This window comes from Planococcus sp. VCh962, from assembly GCF_057748275.1.
Genome location: NZ_JBYLHS010000002.1, coordinates 767,625 through 787,995 on the forward strand (window position 1 = coordinate 767,625; position 20,371 = coordinate 787,995).

20 protein-coding genes are annotated in these 20,371 nt (G+C 46.7%); 7 read left to right on the forward strand and 13 right to left on the reverse strand.

Going from position 1 to position 20,371, the window contains the following annotated elements; translation table 11 throughout:
• Positions 1-8 precede the first annotated feature (8 nt).
• From AC3AQ9_RS11080 to AC3AQ9_RS11105, 6 genes are read right to left on the reverse strand one after another with little or no spacing between them, the layout of a single operon-like run.
• A complete protein-coding gene (locus tag AC3AQ9_RS11080; protein WP_488307527.1) occupies positions 9-1,202 on the reverse strand; it encodes an amidohydrolase in 1,194 nt (397 codons plus the stop codon).
• A 26-nt stretch (positions 1,203-1,228) separates the two neighbouring features.
• A complete protein-coding gene (locus AC3AQ9_RS11085; protein WP_488307528.1) occupies positions 1,229-2,656 on the reverse strand; it encodes a YfcC family protein in 1,428 nt (475 codons plus the stop codon).
• A 54-nt stretch (positions 2,657-2,710) separates the two neighbouring features.
• The gene (locus AC3AQ9_RS11090) at positions 2,711-4,330 is read right to left on the reverse strand and encodes a M20/M25/M40 family metallo-hydrolase (protein ID WP_488307529.1); all 1,620 of its coding nucleotides are present in this window, start codon (positions 4,328-4,330) and stop codon (positions 2,711-2,713) included.
• Positions 4,331-4,343: 13 nt separating this feature from the next.
• The gene (locus tag AC3AQ9_RS11095) at positions 4,344-5,762 is read right to left on the reverse strand and encodes an amino acid permease (RefSeq protein WP_437148891.1); all 1,419 of its coding nucleotides are present in this window, start codon (positions 5,760-5,762) and stop codon (positions 4,344-4,346) included.
• A gap of 48 nt (positions 5,763-5,810) precedes the next feature.
• On the reverse strand, positions 5,811-6,572 hold the full coding sequence (locus AC3AQ9_RS11100; protein ID WP_488307530.1) for a dimethylarginine dimethylaminohydrolase family protein: 762 nt from the start codon (positions 6,570-6,572) through the stop codon (positions 5,811-5,813).
• Positions 6,565-7,470 carry a dimethylarginine dimethylaminohydrolase family protein gene (locus tag AC3AQ9_RS11105; RefSeq protein WP_488307531.1) on the reverse strand — a complete coding sequence of 302 codons (906 nt, stop codon included), beginning with the start codon at positions 7,468-7,470 and terminating at the stop codon, positions 6,565-6,567. The genes AC3AQ9_RS11100 and AC3AQ9_RS11105 overlap by 8 nt, the downstream gene beginning before the upstream one ends.
• 145 nt (positions 7,471-7,615) lie before the next feature.
• Between AC3AQ9_RS11105 and AC3AQ9_RS11110 the strand changes: the two genes are divergently transcribed.
• The gene (locus AC3AQ9_RS11110) at positions 7,616-8,377 is read left to right on the forward strand and encodes an IclR family transcriptional regulator (protein WP_488307532.1); all 762 of its coding nucleotides are present in this window, start codon (positions 7,616-7,618) and stop codon (positions 8,375-8,377) included.
• 90 nt (positions 8,378-8,467) lie between these two features.
• Here the strand turns inward: AC3AQ9_RS11110 and AC3AQ9_RS11115 are convergent, their stop codons facing one another.
• From AC3AQ9_RS11115 to AC3AQ9_RS11125, 3 genes are all read right to left on the reverse strand, one after another.
• Positions 8,468-9,721, reverse strand: coding sequence for an MFS transporter (locus tag AC3AQ9_RS11115; protein ID WP_488307533.1), 1,254 nt, complete (start codon positions 9,719-9,721; stop codon positions 8,468-8,470).
• 174 nt (positions 9,722-9,895) lie between these two features.
• Positions 9,896-10,597 carry an anti-sigma factor gene (locus tag AC3AQ9_RS11120; RefSeq protein ID WP_488307534.1) on the reverse strand — a complete coding sequence of 234 codons (702 nt, stop codon included), beginning with the start codon at positions 10,595-10,597 and terminating at the stop codon, positions 9,896-9,898.
• Positions 10,578-11,156 (reverse strand): RNA polymerase sigma factor, encoded by a 579-nt coding sequence (locus tag AC3AQ9_RS11125; protein ID WP_488307535.1) that lies wholly within the window; start codon positions 11,154-11,156, stop codon positions 10,578-10,580. Before AC3AQ9_RS11125 ends, AC3AQ9_RS11120 begins: the two co-directional genes overlap by 20 nt.
• Before the next feature lie 311 nt (positions 11,157-11,467).
• Here AC3AQ9_RS11125 and AC3AQ9_RS11130 point away from each other — a divergent pair, with 311 nt between their 5' ends.
• The 4 genes from AC3AQ9_RS11130 to AC3AQ9_RS11145 all read left to right on the forward strand — a co-directional run bounded on the left by AC3AQ9_RS11130 (position 11,468) and on the right by AC3AQ9_RS11145 (position 16,506).
• Positions 11,468-12,295 carry an alpha/beta fold hydrolase gene (locus AC3AQ9_RS11130; RefSeq protein ID WP_488307536.1) on the forward strand — a complete coding sequence of 276 codons (828 nt, stop codon included), beginning with the start codon at positions 11,468-11,470 and terminating at the stop codon, positions 12,293-12,295.
• A 160-nt stretch (positions 12,296-12,455) separates the two neighbouring features.
• Positions 12,456-13,787 (forward strand): hypothetical protein, encoded by a 1,332-nt coding sequence (locus AC3AQ9_RS11135; RefSeq protein WP_488307537.1) that lies wholly within the window; start codon positions 12,456-12,458, stop codon positions 13,785-13,787.
• Between the two features lie 53 nt (positions 13,788-13,840).
• Positions 13,841-14,809, forward strand: coding sequence for a class F sortase (locus tag AC3AQ9_RS11140; protein ID WP_488307538.1), 969 nt, complete (start codon positions 13,841-13,843; stop codon positions 14,807-14,809).
• A gap of 425 nt (positions 14,810-15,234) precedes the next feature.
• Positions 15,235-16,506 carry a diguanylate cyclase domain-containing protein gene (locus tag AC3AQ9_RS11145; protein ID WP_488307539.1) on the forward strand — a complete coding sequence of 424 codons (1,272 nt, stop codon included), beginning with the start codon at positions 15,235-15,237 and terminating at the stop codon, positions 16,504-16,506.
• 264 nt (positions 16,507-16,770) lie between these two features.
• Here AC3AQ9_RS11145 and AC3AQ9_RS11150 read toward each other — a convergent pair whose 3' ends face one another.
• Entirely contained in the window at positions 16,771-16,995 is a 225-nt protein-coding gene (locus AC3AQ9_RS11150; protein WP_488307540.1) for a helix-turn-helix domain-containing protein, read from the reverse strand.
• A gap of 15 nt (positions 16,996-17,010) precedes the next feature.
• Positions 17,011-17,493 carry a DUF2975 domain-containing protein gene (locus AC3AQ9_RS11155; protein WP_488307541.1) on the reverse strand — a complete coding sequence of 161 codons (483 nt, stop codon included), beginning with the start codon at positions 17,491-17,493 and terminating at the stop codon, positions 17,011-17,013.
• Between the two features lie 288 nt (positions 17,494-17,781).
• On the opposite strand from AC3AQ9_RS11155, the gene AC3AQ9_RS11160 reads away from it, so the two are divergent.
• Positions 17,782-18,531 (forward strand): hypothetical protein, encoded by a 750-nt coding sequence (locus AC3AQ9_RS11160; RefSeq protein WP_488307542.1) that lies wholly within the window; start codon positions 17,782-17,784, stop codon positions 18,529-18,531.
• Positions 18,528-18,689 (forward strand): hypothetical protein, encoded by a 162-nt coding sequence (locus AC3AQ9_RS11165; RefSeq protein WP_488307543.1) that lies wholly within the window; start codon positions 18,528-18,530, stop codon positions 18,687-18,689. The genes AC3AQ9_RS11160 and AC3AQ9_RS11165 overlap by 4 nt, the downstream gene beginning before the upstream one ends.
• A 234-nt stretch (positions 18,690-18,923) precedes the next feature.
• On the opposite strand, the gene fba is transcribed toward AC3AQ9_RS11165, so the two are convergent.
• Complete coding sequence (fba, locus tag AC3AQ9_RS11170) at positions 18,924-19,808, reverse strand: class II fructose-1,6-bisphosphate aldolase (protein ID WP_488307544.1); 885 nt, start codon at positions 19,806-19,808, stop codon at positions 18,924-18,926.
• Between the two features lie 44 nt (positions 19,809-19,852).
• Entirely contained in the window at positions 19,853-20,362 is a 510-nt protein-coding gene (locus tag AC3AQ9_RS11175; RefSeq protein WP_488307545.1) for a type 1 glutamine amidotransferase domain-containing protein, read from the reverse strand.
• Positions 20,363-20,371: the final 9 nt, after the last annotated feature.

Consider the following 20,371-nt stretch of genomic DNA (forward strand, 5'->3'; position numbering starts at 1 on the left):
AAATCTTTTTATACGGCATTTCCACATAGCTTTTCAGCGACGGCGACAAAATATTCCACACCTATCTTAAGTGCTTTGTCGTCCACACGGAATTTCGGATGATGAAGCGGATAAGCCTTCCCAAACTCTTCAGTGTGTACCCCGATAAACTGCATGGAGGATGGCACGATTTCGGAGAAGGATGAAAAGTCTTCGGTTCCGAACATTGGATGTTCTACCTCTATTAGCCCTTCTTTTCCGCAAATCCTTTCGATGGCCTCTTTTGATACCATCACGGCCTTGCTGTTGTTGACGACCGCAGGATAACCGAGATCCCACCTGAGTTCATACTGAGCACCGTGCGCTACAGCTATTCCTTTTACGATTTGCTCGAGTGCTTCTCTCGCTTTGACACGGCTATCGCCATCCAAGGAACGAATAGTGCCTCCAAGATCTGCATATTGAGGAATGACGTTCAAAGCATCGCCGCTCTGGAATTTTGTAACTGAAATGACTGGCGCTTTGAGCGCTGAAATTTTGCGTGAAACAATATGCTGGATATTGGTAGTGATTTCCGCCCCTACTATCAGCGGATCAATAGTCAGCTCAGGAGTGGATGCATGGCCTCCTTCACCGGTGATCCTTATTTCAAAGTCATCTGCTGCAGCGCAAAACACACCATCCCTCAAAGCGATTTCACCTGTACGGTAAGCGGGAGATACATGAAGGGCAAAGGCATAATCGACACCTTCTGCAACTCCTTTTTCCACTAATTCCTGCGCGCCTCCCGGAAGAACTTCTTCCGCATGCTGGAAGACGAATCGTATTTCACCGGCCAGTTCGTCTCTACGGCCTGCCAGCAGTTTGGCTGCGCCAAGCAACATTGCAGCATGGGCATCATGTCCACAGGCATGCATCACCCCATCGTTTTTCGACTGAAATGGCAAGCCGGTTTCTTCTTGAAGCGGCAAAGCATCAATATCCGCACGAAATAATAGTGTATTCGCTTTTTCGGCTGACCCACGGCCTCCTTTTAACACGGCGAGAACCCCAGTATGTGAGGGTCTGCTTACTTCTAATCCCGGAAAGCTCTTAAGCAATTGTTCGATCGTATCGGAAGTTTTGAATTCCTCGTAGGAGAGTTCCGGATTTTCATGAAAATGATGTCTCCATGAAATCACTTCTTTCATCACTACTTCCGCTGTATCCTGCAGTTTATTCATAAAGCCCTCTCCTAACTTTAATTCGGTTAAAAAGGTCCATAGTTGATCGCTTGCGCAATGAGCAAGAAGACAATTGAAATTGCTACTTGCATCAAGAAGAAAGGAAATACCCACTTGATCCACTTAGTGAATGGAATGCCCGCTACAGCAAGCCCTGCCAATAAGACCCCGGATGTCGGAAAAATCATATTCGATAAACCATCACCGAGTTGGAACGCCAGGACGGCAGTTTGGCGGGTAACGCCCAGCAAGTCGGAAAGCGGGGCCATGATGGGCATAGTCAATGCCGCTTGTCCACTTCCTGAAGGTACGATAAAATTCATGCCCATTTGGACGAAAAACATCCCTACTGCATTGAGTGCTGCCGGAAGATGTTCCAGAACACCCACTGCATAATACAAAATTGTATCAAGAAGCCCGCCGCTCGTAATGATGACAAGTATAGCCTGCGCGACTCCAATAATCAGCGCTCCAGGCACCATATCAACGGCACCTGCAATAAAACCGTTGGCCATGTCGCTTGAACTAAGTTTGTTGATGATGCCCATAATAATGGCACTGAGCAGGAACAAACCGCCGATTTCACTGATATACCAGCCTAATTTGATGACTCCATAAATGAGCAAAATAAAATTGGCCAACAGCACTAAAAGCGCAATCAGATGCCTTTTGCTCATCGTGAACGTTTTTTCAAAACCAGCTGTTTCATTGCGGCTGAACTTTCCGTACTCCCCGAGCTCAGGATTTTTTTTGATTTTCATGGCGTACCGGTAGATATAAGAGACGGTTAAGATAAAGAAGGCGGCCATAAGAGCCAGCCGCAAGCCCATGCCTGAATAAATGGGCAATTCCGCAATCGTCTGAGCGACTCCAACGTTGAACGGATTGGTGATGCCGGATGTAAAACCGGCAGCGAGCGTTCCAAGGATAACGATGGCAACTCCGGTCAATGCGTCAAAGCCCAGCGCAATCATCATCGGAACGATGATTGCGATATAGACAAGCGCATCTTCGGCAGAACCGATCAATGTTCCAAGCGACATGAAAATCAGGATCATCAGCGGAATCAATATTTTTTCCTTCGATGCAAAGCGCGCCGATATAAATAAGATGAAGGAATTCAGTGCACCCGTTTTCTGCATGATGCCGAGAGCTCCCCCGAACATGAAGACAAACAAAATAATTGAGGCACCTTCCACCATCCCTAAATGGATGCTCGAGAACATTTCAAGCAGGCCGACCGGCGACGACTCAGTAAAAGCAAAGGATTCCGGGTTTACAATAGTCCGCCCATCCACTTCGGTGCGTTCGTATTGTCCTGCTGGCAAAATATAAGTTAAAACGGTAACCGCAATAATAACGATAAACATCAATACAAAAGCATTTAATTCCCGCTTCGGCTTTTTCTCCGATTCTTCTAAATTACTCGGCTTCTCCATGGGTAAATCTTTCATAAAAATCCCCCTTGTATCCGTTTTGGTTTTGCATAAGTTTATCTGATTTTGCGGTTAAACCGTTTCAACCACTTGCTTGCATAAGCTCTTCATCAAACTTTCGAGCATATAAGGCGTCTGGACGAAGGCACTGTCGATATGGAGCCGCTCGGTATACTGATGGGCGTCTTTCCCGAACGGTCCGACGTTCAATACAGGTGCCTGCAGCTCCAGCATGCCAGAAAACGGAATGCTGTATGTTTTCCCCCAGACCGGCGTATTGCGTTCATAAGAGCTCCAGCCGTTTCCGCTGTCGCTGTAATTCACATAGCTCAAATCGCATAAGCCATTAAAATAATGGATCTGGTCGACTTCGATGCCGAACTCAGCAGCAGCTTCCTGAACAGTAGCAACGCATTCCACAATCAGCGGATCTTCAGACGAGTTGACGGCCGGGTAATAAGGCGGTGCGAACAGCAGGACGATGGCAGGTGCCAGCTCATGGCACTGAATCATCAGTTTATCGGCAATCCGCAGCGATTTCTCGCGTTCATCCCATTCCGGATGGTCCAGGATTTCCGCTTTCAGATGCGCTACGAAGTCGCTCCCCCGTTTGACTTCCGCGTAAGCAAGCAATTGCTCATAGCGCAGCACCCGCACTTCGCCGATCCCTTCAATCTCTTCGCGTTTGCAGAGTTCCGCATACGCTGTGTTGCACATCGCAGCCGCCTGCTTCGCTGTTTGCTCAAACAGCTCCATCACTTCCGCCGCATTGCGTTTCATCAGGAAGATATTGTACAAGGCAGTTGCCCGGTAAGGTGTTTGGGTCGAGTATTGCATTTTCAGGTCTTTCTGCTGGAGCGACACCGGCAGCGGCGTACTTTCCCCCAAGTCATTTTCATGGAATAAGGAGTTCCACTCCATCGCCTGTGTCAAAAATGAAGCGATGAAGTTGGCGGTCATGCCTTTCAGCGGTTCGCCGACATGTGTTTCCTTGCCGTAAAACAAAGCAGCCGGCATGATTTTCCCGAGCGTTCCGGAATAGATGTAATGCTTCTCATCACCCGGCTTTTGAGAAAACGCCGGTTCGCTGTTAAAGAACATTTTGTAGGACAAGCCGCGCCGGTCACGCAGTTTCACCAGTTCCTCCACTGCTGCCCGCATGCCAGTCGAATTGACTTCTTCATCCGGCACCGTCAAAAGCACCAGATTGAGCGGCCATTGTTCGGTGCTTGCTTTTTCAATAAGCGCCATATGGAGAGCCAGACCCATTTTCATGTCCATCGTGCCGCGGCCGAACAAATACTTGCCTGATTCGAGATCAAGGCGCGCTTCTTCAGGCAGCTCGTGTTTCCGTTCGGCAAGCTTTTGCGTCAGTTCTTCCGGACGGCATGCGAGCACTTCCAAATCGCCGTATTCCTCCGTCTGGACGGTGTCGAAATGGCTGATGAGCACAACGGTGTCCATCGCTTCGGGATGTTCATAAAGCGCCATCAGCAGATTCCGTCCGGGATCCGCTTCGTGAAGGGCCAAAAAGTCGGGATGCTGCTGAAAATAATCCAGTTTCCGCAGTTTTTCCCTTACTTTGAAAGGAAAGTCCTTTTCTCCTTCAGTCAACGTCCGACTTTCCCAGCTGACCAATTCACATAACAGCGACCGAAGACTGGCAGGCGTTCCCCATAACAATTTTTCCACTTAATATTCCTCCTTATTTGACCGGTTCCACTTCCACTTCTGCCGGGGCAGAGTTTCTTTTTTCAAGTTTTACTTTATAGAAGACCATGCAGGCGATGAAAAATCCAATGCCGTATAACAGCCCGATTCTCTGTGTCGGGTCAAATGCCAAGAACCCGAGAATGAGCAGGCAAAATGCGATGCAGAAGATCGGGACGAATGGATAGAAAGGCACTTTGAATTTCAGATCCGCTGTATTTCCTCCCGCTTTTACATAGCGGTAGCGGAACATCAATTGGGAAGCCGCAATTCCCATCCACGAAATTGTCACTGAAATGCCGGCGATTGACATCAGCAAGATGAAGACCGTGTCCGCTTCCATGACGCTGGTCAACAGCGACAGCAATGAAAACATCATGGTAAAGATCAATGCCGCGAGCGGCACCTTACGTTTCGTCAGTGTACTGAACACCCGTGGTGCCATGCCCTCATTGGCCATCGCCCATAGAAGCCGGGTTGAAGCGTACAGGCACGAGTTGCCCACTGACAGGATGGCCGTCAGAATGACAAAGTTCATGATGCCTGCTGCGTAAGGAATCCCGGCTACATCCATCAGGGTTACGAACGGGCTGGCCAATAGCCCAAGTTCAGAAGCAGGGAAAATGGCCGACAGGATAATGATGGATGCGATATAAAAGACAATAATGCGGAACAAAATATTGCGGATGGCTTTCGGGATATTCTTTTCCGGATTTTCTGTTTCTCCGGCGGCAATCCCCACCAACTCAGATCCCTGATACGAGAAAATGACGTTCATCATCGTGACGAATATAATGGCGATGCCTGCCGGGAACAAACCTGCTGGGGCCAGGTTTTCCATAAACGGCGCCGGACGGTCCGCAAGCGGAATCAGGCCGAAAATAGCAGCGGCTCCAATGACGATAAACAGCAGAAGTGCCACCACTTTAATGCCCGCAAACCAGAACTCCGCTTCCGCGAAACCTCTTGTCGTCAATGCGTTCAGCGCGAACAAGAGAACCACGAAGATAGCACACCAGATCCAGACCGGTGTTTCCGGGAACCAGTACTTCATCAGAATGCCGGCAGCGGTGAATTCGACTCCCGCTGTGGCAGCTGATCCTACAAAATACATCCATCCCAGCGAAAAGCCGGCTGACGGGCTGATGTATTTCGATGCATATGTCTGGAAAGAACCGGTGACCGGCATATGGACGGCAAGTTCACCCAGACAGACCATGACCATGTATAAAATGAGGCCGCCGATCAGGTAACCGATCAATGCCCCTCCCGCACCGGATTGGTTAATCGTATACCCTACATTTAGAAACAGGCCGGTGCCGATGACGCCTCCAAGCGAAAGCATAAACAGATGGCGGCTTTTCATGGAACGGTTCAACTGGTTCGCAGCTGGCACTTCCGGTGTTTTAATCATAAAAGTTCCCCTTCCCCGTTGTTATTTTTTGAACACCCCATATTCCTTTTAAAAGCGCAGCGACAGGCAGCTGAGTCCTCCGTCATGTTTCTGGAATTCCGACATTTCAAGTTCAATGGTTTCCAGCCCGCGTTCTGCGAGTTTGCGTTTCGTGTCATCAAAGCCTTTTGGAATGATGACGTAGTCGTTGACTTTGATGCAGTTCGCCGAATACTCGTCTGCAGCGGGAATTTCCACTTTTTCATACTGCTCAAAATCCGGATGCCCTAAAAATTCTCCGGCTGCTGCAATCGTGTTGTCTCCAAGATAAGCGATTCCTGTTTTCAGATGGAAAAACTCCTGCAATTCCACAATCGTTGCCGTGTACCCTTCCGTTTCGACAATGTTCTTGAATTGCTCTGCCCCTTCACGGTTGGTGCGTTCTGAAATGCCGACATAAAAATGCTTGTCCACTTGCAGAACATCTCCTCCGTCAAGCGTGCCGGGTGAGGTAATGTAGTGGAATTTCGAATAGAACTTTTTCAGGACCGCTTCGATTTCTTCTTTTTCGCCGTTCCGGCTGTCTGCGCCCGGATTGGCGATAATAGCAAATTCCGGCGTTAAGACTGCCGCGTCTTCGACGAATGTCGAATCGGGGTATTCCTCGCTTTCCGGCAAATGCGTCACTTCAACGCCGCACGCTTTCAATGCTTCAACATAAGCGGCATGCTGCTCAAGCAGGCGCTCATAATCCGGTGTGCCAAGATCTGAAGTGGTTAATCCGTTAACATAGCTTTTTCCAGGTGTTTTTACGATGACATTTTTAAACATGTGATAAGCTCCTCTTTTCTGAAATTGGTACCCGTACTGCCGGGCTTGTCAGGCACGTTGGCCCTCCTGTTCCTTTAACGCTGATTTCTTCACCTTTGTATTCGTATACCGTTGCCCCTGCCTGCTCCAACTGCTGCTTGGTCGACTCATTGCCGGCCACCATGATGCAGACGCGCGGCGCAACCGCCAGCACATTGCAGCCGAGCAGATCGTATTCCGCTTTCGGTACTTCAATAAGCTGGATGCCGCGGGAAAGCAGCAGTTTCCGGAAAGCGACCGGCATCAGCGGCGAGTAAACGACGGCAAGGTCCTGATCGACCATGCTGATGAACGACATCAAATGGAGGCATTCCTCTTCCCCGTCGGCGTGCGGCAGCTGGACTTCAATAAATTCATCGACCATATGCGCTGTCATTTCCTTTATCTGGCGGATGGCTTCCGCATTGGTTCTGTAACCGTTTCCAACTGCCAGCACCCGGTCGTCGAGCCAGACGATATCGCCGCCGTCCGAAGTCGCTTCTCCCGTCAGTTCCCCGATGACCGGGATCCCTTTTTCCGCAAGAAACTTTTTATATACTTCCGCTTCCGGCTGCCGCAGCGTTTTCCCGGATTTCAAGATGATCGCTCCTTCCGGCGTGAATTTCACCGGATCGTGCGCGTAAATCGAATCCATGCTGACCTCATCGGACTTCGGCAGGTAGTCGATAACCGGCACATGCTGCTCCAGCAGCGCAATAAATTCTGCGTATTCTTTTTGGGCTTCTTCAAAATCAGGTTCTGACAGATAATTGACTTTCCGCCACTCTTTTTCAATATGCTCCTGGCTGATAAAAGCGTCAGCCGGATGCTTGACGATCACCCGCTCCAGCGGCTGATACATCGAGGAACTGTACTTCATTGCCATCCTCCTTTTTCCGCATTACGGAAATCATTTCCGTTATGTGAAAAGTTATTTTTAGTAATATAAGATAATCATGTTATAATGTCAATATCTTTAAAGTCTTTTGACAATATAAATTTTTATGCAGATAGGTGGAGAGTTTATGCAATCAATCGACCGTGCGATGGGAGTTATAAAGATTCTGGTTGATAAGGCAGCCGAAGAGGGCATGTCCATTACCGAACTGTCCAATGAATGCGGCCTGCCAGTGAGTTCGATGCACCGCGTATTGAAATCCATGTCGCAGCACGGCATGATCCAGCAGGACCCGAAGACGAAGCGCTATAATCTCGGGAATATTTGGCTTGAATATGGCCTGCATATGTACGACACGATGGATTACACCAGCAAGATCCGGCCGGAACTCGTGCGCTTGACCGACGAAACAGAAGAAAGCGTTTACTTGAGCCAGCCGATGGGCCTTGAAGCTTTGATCATCGAGCGCATCGACAATGAAAAACATGCCATCCGCGTCTACGACAAGCTTGGCTCCCGCATTCCCATGCATATCGGTGCAGCCAATAAATCGATGCTTGCCCATATGCCCACCGCAGAAGTGAAAAAAATCCTCAATCAATACGTGCCTAAAGAACAGCAGCCGGCGTTCTGGGAGTTGCTCGAAAACATCAAAAAACAAGGCTACGCCATCAGCCACGGAGAACGGACTGAAGGCACCATCGGCGTCGGCGCCCCCATCCTGAACCATTTCGGCCAGGTGCAAGGGGCTGTCAGTGTGGGGGTTGTCAGCTATAACCTGACAGAAGAGCGGCTCAACTTCCTGATCGGCCATGTCCGTGAAACCGGTACGCGGATCTCCTCGAAACTGGGATACAGCGAGAACCAGGAACGGCGTTACAGAAACTGAATACAAAGAAGACTGGAGAGTTCTATTAACCTAGAACTCTCCAGTCTTTTCATTAGCCAGTATATGGGCTGCCTCGATGTTTCTTGCAATTTATTCTCCAGCTTCCTGGGATTCTTTCTTCACAATGCCCATGGCAACGAGCAGCAGGAAGATGACGGCAATCAATATTCCAGCCATGAACAGCCAGCCATATGTAAAAGCGCCCGTCGAATCGACGATATAGCCAAACAGCGGCGGACCGATGATGACACCCCATGAACCAAGCATCAAACTGAAGCCGCTGGCAATCCCTGCCTGTTCAATCGGCACCAGTTCAGTCGCGGCGTTCATCCAGATTCCGTTATAGCCGGAAATGCAGAAGCCGAACAGCACCGTAATCGGGACGAGCACCCAAAATGGAGTGCCCGGAGGCAGCAGCGCAATGGTGATTGACGCCGCGATGGAAAAAGCCGCGACTATCACGAGTACAATGATCCGTTTCCCTTGAAATATATTGTCACTGATCATTCCCCATGCCACCCGGCCGAACGAGCCGCTGACTTCGGAAATGACGAGCAGCATTCCGGCCAGCACGAGGCTGATGCCGAGATATTCGTAGGCGTATAACACAATATAGGTATTCAAAATCAGCTGGCTGCCGCTCAAGCCCATTGCGCCGAAACTGACCAGAACGAGAGGCTTTTCCTTGAATAGCTGCAAAATCGAAGCGACCAAGCGGGCCGGTTTCTCATCACCCAGGCCTCTTTCAGCTTCATCCGGCGGGTCGAAATAGAATTTATAGGCAAAGATGCCGGTCAGGATCAAAAGCAGACAGGCACCAATCATTACCGGCCGCCATCCCCAGGCAGCAGCGGCCGGCAGCAACAGCAGCGCTGCCAATGCCGAACCGAGCGTGACACCCATCTGCTTGATTCCCATAGCGGTCCCGCGCTTTTCGGAAAACCAGTAGATGATGCCTTTATTGGAAGTCGGGTGCATCGCACCGTAACCGGCACCGCCTAGCACCACCATGAGCAAGATGAGCCAATAAAAAGAAGTTACGGCCATCAAGATAAAAGACAGGCCGAGACACAGCGACAGCAGGAAAAGCAGTTTTTTCGATCCGACCCGGTCAACGAGAAAACCCGCTGGAATCGCCACGAGCGACTGCCCGAGGAAAAGCGCCGCCGGCAGCATACCGATCTGCGCTTTCGTCAAAGACAAGTCATCTCCGATCAGCACGCCAAGAGGTGCCAAACTTCTGCCGACAAAAGCCACCATGATCTGGGCGATGAGCAGCCATACCAGCATGTGCCAAGGGTTGATCGACATTACTGCACCATTATGAATGATTGTTTTATTCATCTGATTCATCTCTTTTTCAAGCTTAAGCGGCAAGCTGCCTTCCATTTAAGCAAAGTGATTTTTCTTTTCCACCGGGCAAACCGGACAATACAAAAAGCCTGTATAGAATGAATTCTATACAGGCCATGAAGTTCCTTGTTTTTGCAGTCAGCTTGTTTCGGGTTTTGCTTTTCATCAAATTTCTGAACTCAGGACAATCTCGCCTTCCGGGGTTTCATTGCCCGCTTCCGGTTCCCGCGTGATGGCAATCGTGTCCCAGCCTTCCGTATCTTCTTTCAGGCTGTAATAGGCGGAACCGGACCTGTCTTCAGCAGGCCTGAATGCCCCCGCCGGAACCGGCTGCCCTTCTTTCAAAAGCCAGACCTGGTATACTTCACTGCCTTGGAGCTGTTCGAGCTGTTCCGCCTGCACCACCACATCAAGCGAATCGCCTTCTTTGATGATGGCGGCTTTCGCCGAACCTTCGAATGCGCCGCCCGGCTGAAGCTCCACTGACTGGAACGCCGTTTCAGCCGCCGGTTCCGGTTCACCGGATAATTTAAAGAATGCATAGGCATTGCCGAGCAATGACAATAACAATACAGCAGCGATCAGCGGAGTCCACCAGCTGCGTTTCGCTGCCGGTTTGATCATCGGCACCGGCTTGTCCGGTACGGCTTCTGCTGTCTCTTCTGCAAAAACGTTCGCGAGAATCCGTGATTTCATCGCTGCAGGAGGCTCTACCGGTTCAGCAAGATAAGGGAGCTCGCCTGTTGCTTCCACGATCTCGCGGCAGTCCGCACATGTTTTCAAATGTTCTTCAAACTCCCGCTGCTCTTTTGCAGTCAGTGAACCGTTCAGGTAATCCACTAGATGATCACAATTTGTATTCGTCATCGATAGCCCCCCTTTCTTGCACGCCGTGCAGTGTTTTTTTCATTTTGTTCAATGCCAGCCTGATCCGGCTTTTGACCGTACCGAGCGGAATATCACATAGAGAAGAAATTGTTTCATGGGTCAAGCCTTTGAAATAAAACAACTGGATCATTTTTTGCTGTTCATCGGAAAGTTCCGATACGGCTGCTTCGATCTGCTCTTTCTGTTCCTGCCATTCCGCCGACTCTTCGACGGTCGATTCTTTGCTGACCAGTTCGCCGATTTCCTCAAGCGGCACAGCAGGCTGTTTCCGTTTGCGGATCAAATCGATGGCGGAGTTGCGGGACATTGTGAACAGCCAGGAAGTGAATTTGCCTTTGCTGTCATCATACTCCCCTATGCCCCGCCACAATTTGATGAACACTTCCTGCAGAGCCTCTTCTGCCAGATCCCTGTCTTCCGTCATTTTATAGAGGAATGAAAACAGGATTTTTTCATAGCGGTCATACAATTGTTCAAGTGCTGCTTTATCTTTTTGCCGAATGCGCGTGTAAAGCATAAAGTCGGAACTTTTCTCCATGGAGGTTCTCCTTTTTTCCGCTGTCGTCCCTCAAGCTTACTACAAAGGAAACCACAGGAGAATGCCTGCGGGCCTAAAAATTCTGCACGATTGAAAGATTTGCATCGGGACTTTCTTTATTGCTGGATCTACTGACAAAACGCAGCCTCGCCGTTTTTAGTTCACTCTCCGGAGAATTAAACCGCCTTTATGTGTCTGCTCGTTGTCCTCTGAAAAATATCTGCTATTATTTTTAGAATTGTTTAACAAACAAAAGGGAGGGAATCTTAATGATTAGAACTAATCAGTATTAAATCAAAGGAGGAAAAGGTTTGGGACATTATGTGGAAGTGGAAGCTGGCGTCAAAGTATACGTGGAAGATGTGGGCATCGGACAGCCGATTGTTTTTATCCACGGCTGGCCATTGAACAGCAAAGCGTTTGAAATGCAGATCAGCGAACTGGCGCAGCAGGGATTCCGGTTTATCGGCATCGATCTGCGGGGTTACGGAAAATCGGATAAACCGTGGTCGGGCTATGACTATAATACACAAGCAAGCGATGTCAAGGCAGTGATCGATCATCTCGGGCTCCAAAACATCGTGCTCGCCGGCTTTTCGATGGGCGGTCCGATTGCCATCCGGTATTTGACCAAGTATGGCGAACAAGGCGTAGATAAACTGCTGCTAATGGGCGCTGCTGCTCCTCTGTTTACACAGCGGGATGACTTCAAGATCGGTATGAAAGCGGCAGAAGTGGATGATATTATCACACAGATTAAAAAAGACCGTCCTGCCTTTTTGGACCAATTCGCCAATATGTTCTTCGAGCAGAAAAAATCGGATGAATTTTTGGACTGGTTCCAGTCACTCGGGCTTGAAGCGGCTGCGCATTCGACCATCAATTCCGCTATCGCTCTACGCGATGAAGATCTGCGGGATGAACTGGCAGGCATCTCTCTTCCGACAGCGATCTTCCATGGCCAAAAAGACCAGATCTGCCCTTATGAACTCGGGGAAGAATTGGAAAAGCAAATCCCGAATTCTGTCCTTGTGCCGTTCAAATACAGCGGACATGGCATCAATGGCGACGAACCCGACAGATTCAACGAAGAAATGATTAATTTTTTGAAGAGCAGCGGTGTTAAAAAAGCGGAATAAGAGCAGCGACGACAAAACATAGTCAATTCAGTTCCATAAAAAAAGGACAGCGCAATTAAGCTGTTCTTTTTTTTTTTTACTTTCCTCCTCCAATAGTGATCCAAACGGAAGCCCTTTGCGTTAGGTCATCAAGAATAAGAAAAATGAGGAGTGGTTCTAAATGGAGTGGAAAAAGATCTTAGCATCCGTTCTTGGTACAGCATTGCTGATTCCCGCTATGGCAACAGCCGCTTTTGCGGATGAGCTGCCGAAGACCGATACAACAGGCGTGGAACTTCGCACGGCGCTCGATTCGTTATTATCCGAACATTATGCGCTGGCAATTGATTCGATGATGAAGATCTACGACGGCGACCCAGCGGCAGACGCCGCCTCCGCAGCACTTGAAGCCAACGCCAAAGATATGGAACCGGTGATTGCTTCTGTATACGGCGAAAAAGGCGGAGCCGCATTCGAAGAGATTTTCAGCCGCCACAATCTCGGAACCGGTGACTACGCCGCAGCAGTTAAAGGCAGCGACGAAAAAGCCAAGCAGCAGTCCCTTGAAGAAATCCAGGCCTTTACTGAAGATATGGCAGCCTTCCTGGCAACAGCCACTGAAGGCAAGCTGTCGGAACAAGCAGCCAAGGATGCTCTCCAGGAACACGAAAACTTTGTCCAGGACACTTTCGACCTTTACGTTTCCGGGGAATATGAAGCGGCTTATACATCCTACTTAGCAGGATTTAAGCAAATATTCGGAGCCGGAAGCGCCATCAGCGCCGCCATTGCTGAACAGTATCCGGATAAATTCACCGACCCGAATACACCAGCCGGCGATTTCCGGGCAACCATCAACCGCATCGCTGCAGAACATTTTGCCCTGGCAGAACTTAGCATGGCAAAAGGCTTTAACGGTTCAGAAGACTTTGATTTTGCGGATTGGGCACAAGATCAGAACACTGAAGAATTCCGCGCTGTTATCGCTTCTCTTTACGGAGAAGATGCAGGTGAGCAATTCGTTCAGCTCTGGAACAATGAACATATTTCATGGCAAAGCGAATTAGCTGGAGCTGCGGCTTCTGAAGACCAGCCAGCCGTTGAAGAAGCGGCGGCGGCATTGACCGGCCGTTTCCCAGAAACTTTTGGAACTTTTTTAAGCACCGCTACGGAAAACCGACTGCCGAAAGCTGAAACCATTGCCGAAATCACCGCTCACGAGGCTTCAGTAATTGATGCTTTTACCCAATACGTTTCAGGTGACTACACGGCATCTTATGATTCCTATCGCAGTGGGTATGCCATTATGTTCAATATCGGCAAAGGCCTGAGCGCAGCAATCACTGATCATTTCCCGGGAAATTTTCAGCAGGCAGCACCTGAAAAAATGCCGAAAACCGGTTTTGGCGGTATGGCGGAACAGCCGGATACTTTATGGCTGTGGATTGCAGTGAGTACACTGATTTTAGCAGCAGCCGGAACTATCACGTATCGTCAAAGCAAAAATTCATAATGCGAAGAAAGAGTCCCCGCTCTTTCTATTCCGTTGTGAAAGGAGGGATGAAAATGAAGCAATTCCTGACGATGGCAATCGCACTTTTCCTGTGCGGAGCATTGTTTTTTATCTTAAAGCCATTAGCGGCTGATTCACCGCCTGAAGAAAAGGATGGGCAGCTGCAGCACCAGACGCATGCCGTCAATGCGCAGCAAGCAGCCAACGCGCTCGGGACGCATGCCGACAAAATTGCTGAGTTCCCTATCTTTCCTGAACAGCGGGAAAAACTTGAAACGCTTCAGCGGAAACGGCAGGAAAGCATAAAAGGGATGGAACCGGCGAAGATTGAGATTCCGTCCATCGGCGTGCAGGCTGCAATAGAACCGACTGGCATTTTGGAGAATGGTGAGATGGGAGTTCCTGAGGACGTCGGCCAAGTCGGCTGGTTTGAACCTGGCTATAAAGCTGGCTCCAAAGGGCATGCGGTACTGGCCGGGCATGTCGACAGCATGACTGGACCTGCCGTTTTCTATGAGCTGAAGAAAATGAAGGCTGGCGAACAAGTGAAGTTAACAGATGCCAGTGGCCGGAAAATGGTTTTTAAAGTGTCTGCCATTGCCAATTATTCAACCGATAAAGCCCCGATTGACCAGATTTTCGGAAAGTCCGATAAACGCATGATCAACCTGATTACGTGCACCGGTGATTTTAACCGGTCAATCGGTTCACATGAAGAACGCCTGGTCGTTTCAGCGGAATTGATTTCCGATTCCGCCATAATCGAGAAACTTCCCGCCCCGCCCACTCATGTCACTGCTGCTCCGTCCAGCTTGTCCTGGCACGCCGTCCGTGATGATGCGATTATCGGCTACCGGGTATACGAAGAAAATCCTGAAACTGGGGAAATAAAGAAAATCGAGACGGTTTCCCTGTTTGACCGTAAAAAAGTGAAGATCCAAAACAACAGCGGCAAGCGCTATTTCGTCACTTCAGTAGATGTCGACCTCAAAGAGTCGGAGAAAGCGGAAGCGGTGCAGTAAAATTTGAAAAGGGAAAAATGGCAGCATCCATACTTTGCAAATAGATAGATCCCGTCCAGCTTTTTTCAGAAGAATAAAGGAACCTAAAGCAATTGATGAAGCGGATTACAGCCCTTAGGCATCTTGGTGAATTTGACAGACGGCTAGAAGCTATATAGGCAGGAATTCGCATGCAGCTTGTTGGCTGAAGGAGATGAAGGCTGGATTCCATTTATTGGACGTCTGCGGTTTTTCTGGGAAAATCTTTAAGCGGCCATCACTTAATTGCAGCTTTGAAAAATAAATAAATAAAAACGAAAATTTCATGTATTTTCCACTGCAAAACAGGGTATATTATAGTAGGTCTAAAATACCATTTTGATTTTTGATTTTATTACGGCTCGCTTATAGCCCAATGAAGTTGCAAGTGGAAGGAAGAACGCGAAATGATTAATTTATCAACGCTGCCATTTGATCAGGTTTTGATGGAAGCAATTGAAGACATGGTATTTCTGGTGCGGGTAACAGAAGATAACTCATTTGTTTATGCATTCATCAATCAGGCTGTCCAGAAAAATAGCGGTGTCACACGTGAGGCAATAGGCCGAACGTTCAGTGAAGTACACGATGACAAAGCCGCTGCTTTACTGAACGAGCAGTACAGCAAGGTGCTGCTGACTGGGAAACCGGCCTTTTTTGAAGACAATCATATCAACCCAGAGGGAAAACGGGTTTACACAGAAACGAAACTGATTCCCTTGTTCGATTCTTCCGACAGTTGCACATACATTGTCGGAATCACAAAAGACTTTTCCAAACAAATGGCCTCTCAACTTGAAAGCGAGGAAAAATTCCGTATTATAACGGAAAATGCCCATGAAGTGATTGCTTTTGTAAGTGTAGATGGATCCGTTTCCTATATATCGCCTTCCATTAAAAGCGTCTATGGATATACACCAGAAGAATATTTGGAGAAGCCTCTTTTCAGCCATCTCCATCCAGAAGACATTCCAAATATAGTAAGCGTATTTACAGAATCGATTGCAAACAAATCAGAAATCACGCTTCAGTTCCGGCTTCGGCATAAGGAAAATCGCTGGATCTGGATTGCATTGAATGGCACGCCTGTTTTCGGGGAAAAAAATCATATTACTGCCATCATGACCATTTCCAGAGATATTACCCTCCATAAAGAATATGAAGCAAAACTTGAGCATTTTGCATTTCACGACTCTTTATCGGGGCTGCCGAACCGGCGTTTTTTCAAGAAAGCGCTATCTAAAAAACTGAATAATACAACTGATGAAAAAGCCCGGTTTGCAGTAGCTTTGCTGGATATCGATTATTTTAAAGATATCAATGACCAATTCGGACATGAGACGGGCGATGCGGTTATTGAAGAATTCAGCAAGCGGCTAAAAATGAGTGTCGGGACAGATGGCCTGGCGGCTCGGCTGGGAGGCGACGAATTCGTTCTTTTGCTCACCAATGCAGAGACCGAAGAACACTTTATCCATATCATCGAGAACATTCAGCAGGCAATAAAAAAGCCCTGGAAAATCGAAGGCTCGCAATTGGAAGTAACGACGAGCATCGGGATTGCCTATATTCAGGAATCCGCTGGTCTCCAGGTTTCGGATATTTTAAAAACCGCTGATCATGCCATGTATACTGCAAAAAAATCTGGAAAAAACCGCTATAGAATTTCTTACATCTGATGATTGCCGATCTACACGGCTTTTCCAGCTTCCTTTTATATCCGACAAAAAAGAAAAGCCACTGGCCAGCATGGAGTGTTGAAAGGCATCTTCTTTACCGCTATTCAACAAGCCCGTTGACCAATAAGTTAATAACGGGCTTTTGTTCTGAAAAAGTACAGCAATCTTCCAGTTCGGCCGCGAAAGGCTGGCCGCCATATTTATGTGCAGAAACATAAAGAAGACCATCAACTTTGATGGTCTTCTTTAAATTAATTCTTTTTCTTATTGTCCCTGGATTTCTTCTTCTCTTTTGTACTCCAGGATATCTCCAGGCTGGCATTCCAGCGCTTTGCAGATCGCCTCTAACGTGGTCAATCGAACCGCTTTTGCTTTTCCATTCTTCAATATGGAAAGGTTCGCCATCGTGATGCCCACCCGCTCCGAAAGTTCGGTGACGCTCATCTTCCGTTTAGCCAGCATCACGTCTATATTGATGATTATTGCCATATCATTCACCTCAGCTCAGACTATTAAATCATTTTCCGCTTTTATATCGATGGCATCCTGTAAAAGTCTCTGGAGAACAGCGGCAAAAACCGCAATCACCGTTGAAGCAAAGATAACGAATAATCCCATCAGCACACCCGGCGCATCGTCCACTTTTGTAAGGATATACAAGAAAGGCAGCTCCAATACAAAGATCACAACGATGGCAATGGCACTGTATTTGATCCTCTTCAAAGCCTTTACCGAAGCTTCCGAGAATGCCTCGTTCTTATCAATATAACTCAAAAGTTTCAGTGTTTGATACAAAGCAAAGAAAAATGGAATCATGGCAGCATACATGCCGATCAATAAAGGATATTGCAAACTAGCCAGTTCCGGCCCTTGCCAATACGGGGAATTGGGATCAAATCTGGATAATCCGTATATGCAGATGGCAAGAATGGGCAGTCCGAGAAGAAAAATGGCTATTTTTAAAAAGATGGTTGAACCGCGTTTCATAAAAAGCACCTCACTTATTTATTGTCACTTTGATTCTACCATCATTTTTATCGTTTTACAATAAACTTTTATTGCTTATTGCTATATTGTTATTGTTGATTCTCTATTGCCTGTTTGCACTGAATGACAACTAAAGCCCTTCTGACTGCGGAAAACGCCATCTTAACTTCAATAAAAACGTTCACCTTACGAAGTTTTTCACTGTATTATTTCGTTTCAGCGATGCTCAGCTAGCAGGGAATTTATGTTAATATGCAAATATGCATTTCCTGACTGGAGAGAATTCTATTGAGAAAAAAATATCTATTGATGCTTCTTGCCATTATCTTGCTGATTCTTTCTGCTCCGCTTACCGTTAAAATGATACTCGAAAAAATGCATGAAACTTCCATGAGCAAACAAATTCAAATCGAGAGCGCAGGTTCTATGCCAAGCAGTTATTCCTGGTACGGTACAGATGTCTCCGTATCCCATGTAAATGTTACCGATGCATACGAGGATCCTTGGGAACAGCCATTTGTGGTTGCGGATATCCAGCTGAAAATAAACGAGGAAATTGCTGTAGAGCTGGCCGGCTATGCCGTTAAAGAAGGTGCAGCAGGAATGGAGCAGTACAGCAGCCACATTTTGCCTTTGATCGTTAAGGAAAAGGATGATGAAAAACTGGTCATTCTCGTGAATATGTCAAAGCAGCATATCACTGGAAATAAACACGGAGACCACATCGGCTACGCAGCCGATGACGAATTGGCGTTTCGCAGCTATACGGTGACCAAGGATGGCTCCATCGAAAAAGAAGATTTCCTGTTTACAGAACGTGATAGCTATCAGACAGAGCTGATCAACTACAGCTCGATGTATCCGCTAGAAATCGGCTATTACACAGACGCCTGGCATTCGTATCCGATATTCTTTTTTCCGTTCCTCTTTCCTTTCTTTACATTCCTATTAGGCCTGGCAATTCTTTTTTATCAGCTGGTTTCATTTATCAAGGTCCGCCGCTCCACGGTACAACATGCCGGAGGAATTAAGAAATGAAAAAAGCAGGCGTTTTCTTGATTACATTATTGATCGTTGCCGCAAGTGCTTTTGGTATGTTTCAATACAAGATGCAGGTGATGGAGAACGCTGTACCAGCTCATTTGATATTGGAATCCTATACCGAAAATGGTGTTGAATATTATGTCGAAGGGTGAGAAGGCAATAATGTAAAATTATTTCGTAAAGAAGAAATCGATCAAAGCTGCGAAATTGAAAAATAATTTTAGATATGTAAAAGGACAAACAGCTTAAAAAGCTGTCTGCCCTTTTGATTTACTAAAATTTTAGTAGGGATTATTTTTGTAGCATTGAAATATTATAAAATAAGCCAACATTGTAAAGTACAGTTTATTGAAGTGCCGGCCTTAACTTCCTCTAGACTTTCTTGCTTATATAACTTTAATGGTTTCAAAATTTTCCGCTTTTCCAGATGATCCGAATAAGTTAATTTTTTCAATCACCATCGCTTTTACCGCTTTACGCCCTTCTCCAATGTAATCAGCTGCATCATAAATTTTTTCATCTTGATTCAAAATCTGACGTATTGTTTTGGTAAAGGCAAGGTGATTGTCTGCGTTTACATTAATTTTTGCTGTTCCTAATGAAATTGCTTTTTTAATTTGCGCAGGATGAAGGCCAGAGGCTCCATGTAATACTAATGGTATCTTGATGGATCTGCTAATTTGCCCCATCTTCTCAAAATCTATTTTAGGGTCGCCTTTATATGGGCCATGGGCAGATCCAAGTGATGGAGCCAAACTATCTAAACTGCTTAGTTCCACTAATTTTTCACATTCAGCTAAATCCGCATAAATTGGATTATTTGATATTACCTTCCCTTTTTCACCGCCAATACTTCCTAATTCCGCTTCGACTGTAACTCCTCTTGGATGTGCATAGTCAATGACTTCCTTTGTCATCCTGACATTCTGTTCAAATGAAAAGCTTGAACCATCAATCATCACAGAGGTAAATCCAGCATCAATAGCAAAGATACAGTTTTCTACATTAGAACCGTGATCTAGGTGTAAGGCGACCGGAACAGTTATATTCATTTCTTGAATAAGTGAAAGTGTAAGATCTTTTACTACTTTGAAACCGCCAAAATAATCGACAGCTTCTTCAGTGACTCCTAAAATAACGGGGGAAAACGTCTCTTGAGCAGCTGATAAAACAGCCTGTATCCACTCTAAATTATGAACATCAAAATGGCCTACAGCGTAGTTTCCCTTTAAAGCCTTGTCTAACATATCTTTTACTGGAGTTAATCCCATAAAATCCTCCTCATATTAACTCAATGACAAATCTGATTTCATTTTTATTTAATATAAGACAAGATTTCTTTAATAAAAGCAGGTTCATCATCCGGAGTTCTCGAAGTTATAATATTTCTGCTAACAACGACTTCTTCGTCAACGTACTTTGCGCCTCCGTTAATAACATCATCACGAATACCTTTATAACAAGTTAATGTTTTGTCTTGAATAATATTTGCACTTATCATCACTTGAGGCCCATGGCAAATCCCTGCTATCAGTTTTGATTTACTGTCTAACTCTTTGATGAAATTTAGCGTATCTTCATTAATGCGCAAAGCCTCAGGAGCGCTGCCACCTGGGATAATTACCGCATCAAAGTCCTCTCCTATTGCTTCGGAGCTTGATATATCTGTATGGTATGACACGATATTTTTTTTGCCTTTACATAAGTATTTACTTTCATTACCTACTATAACCACTTCATGGCCTTCCTTCTTTAATTCTTCATAAGGATTTTTCATTTCGGAATCTTCGAAATCAGAATCCAGTAAAAATGCAACTTTTGCCATTTTCTGCAC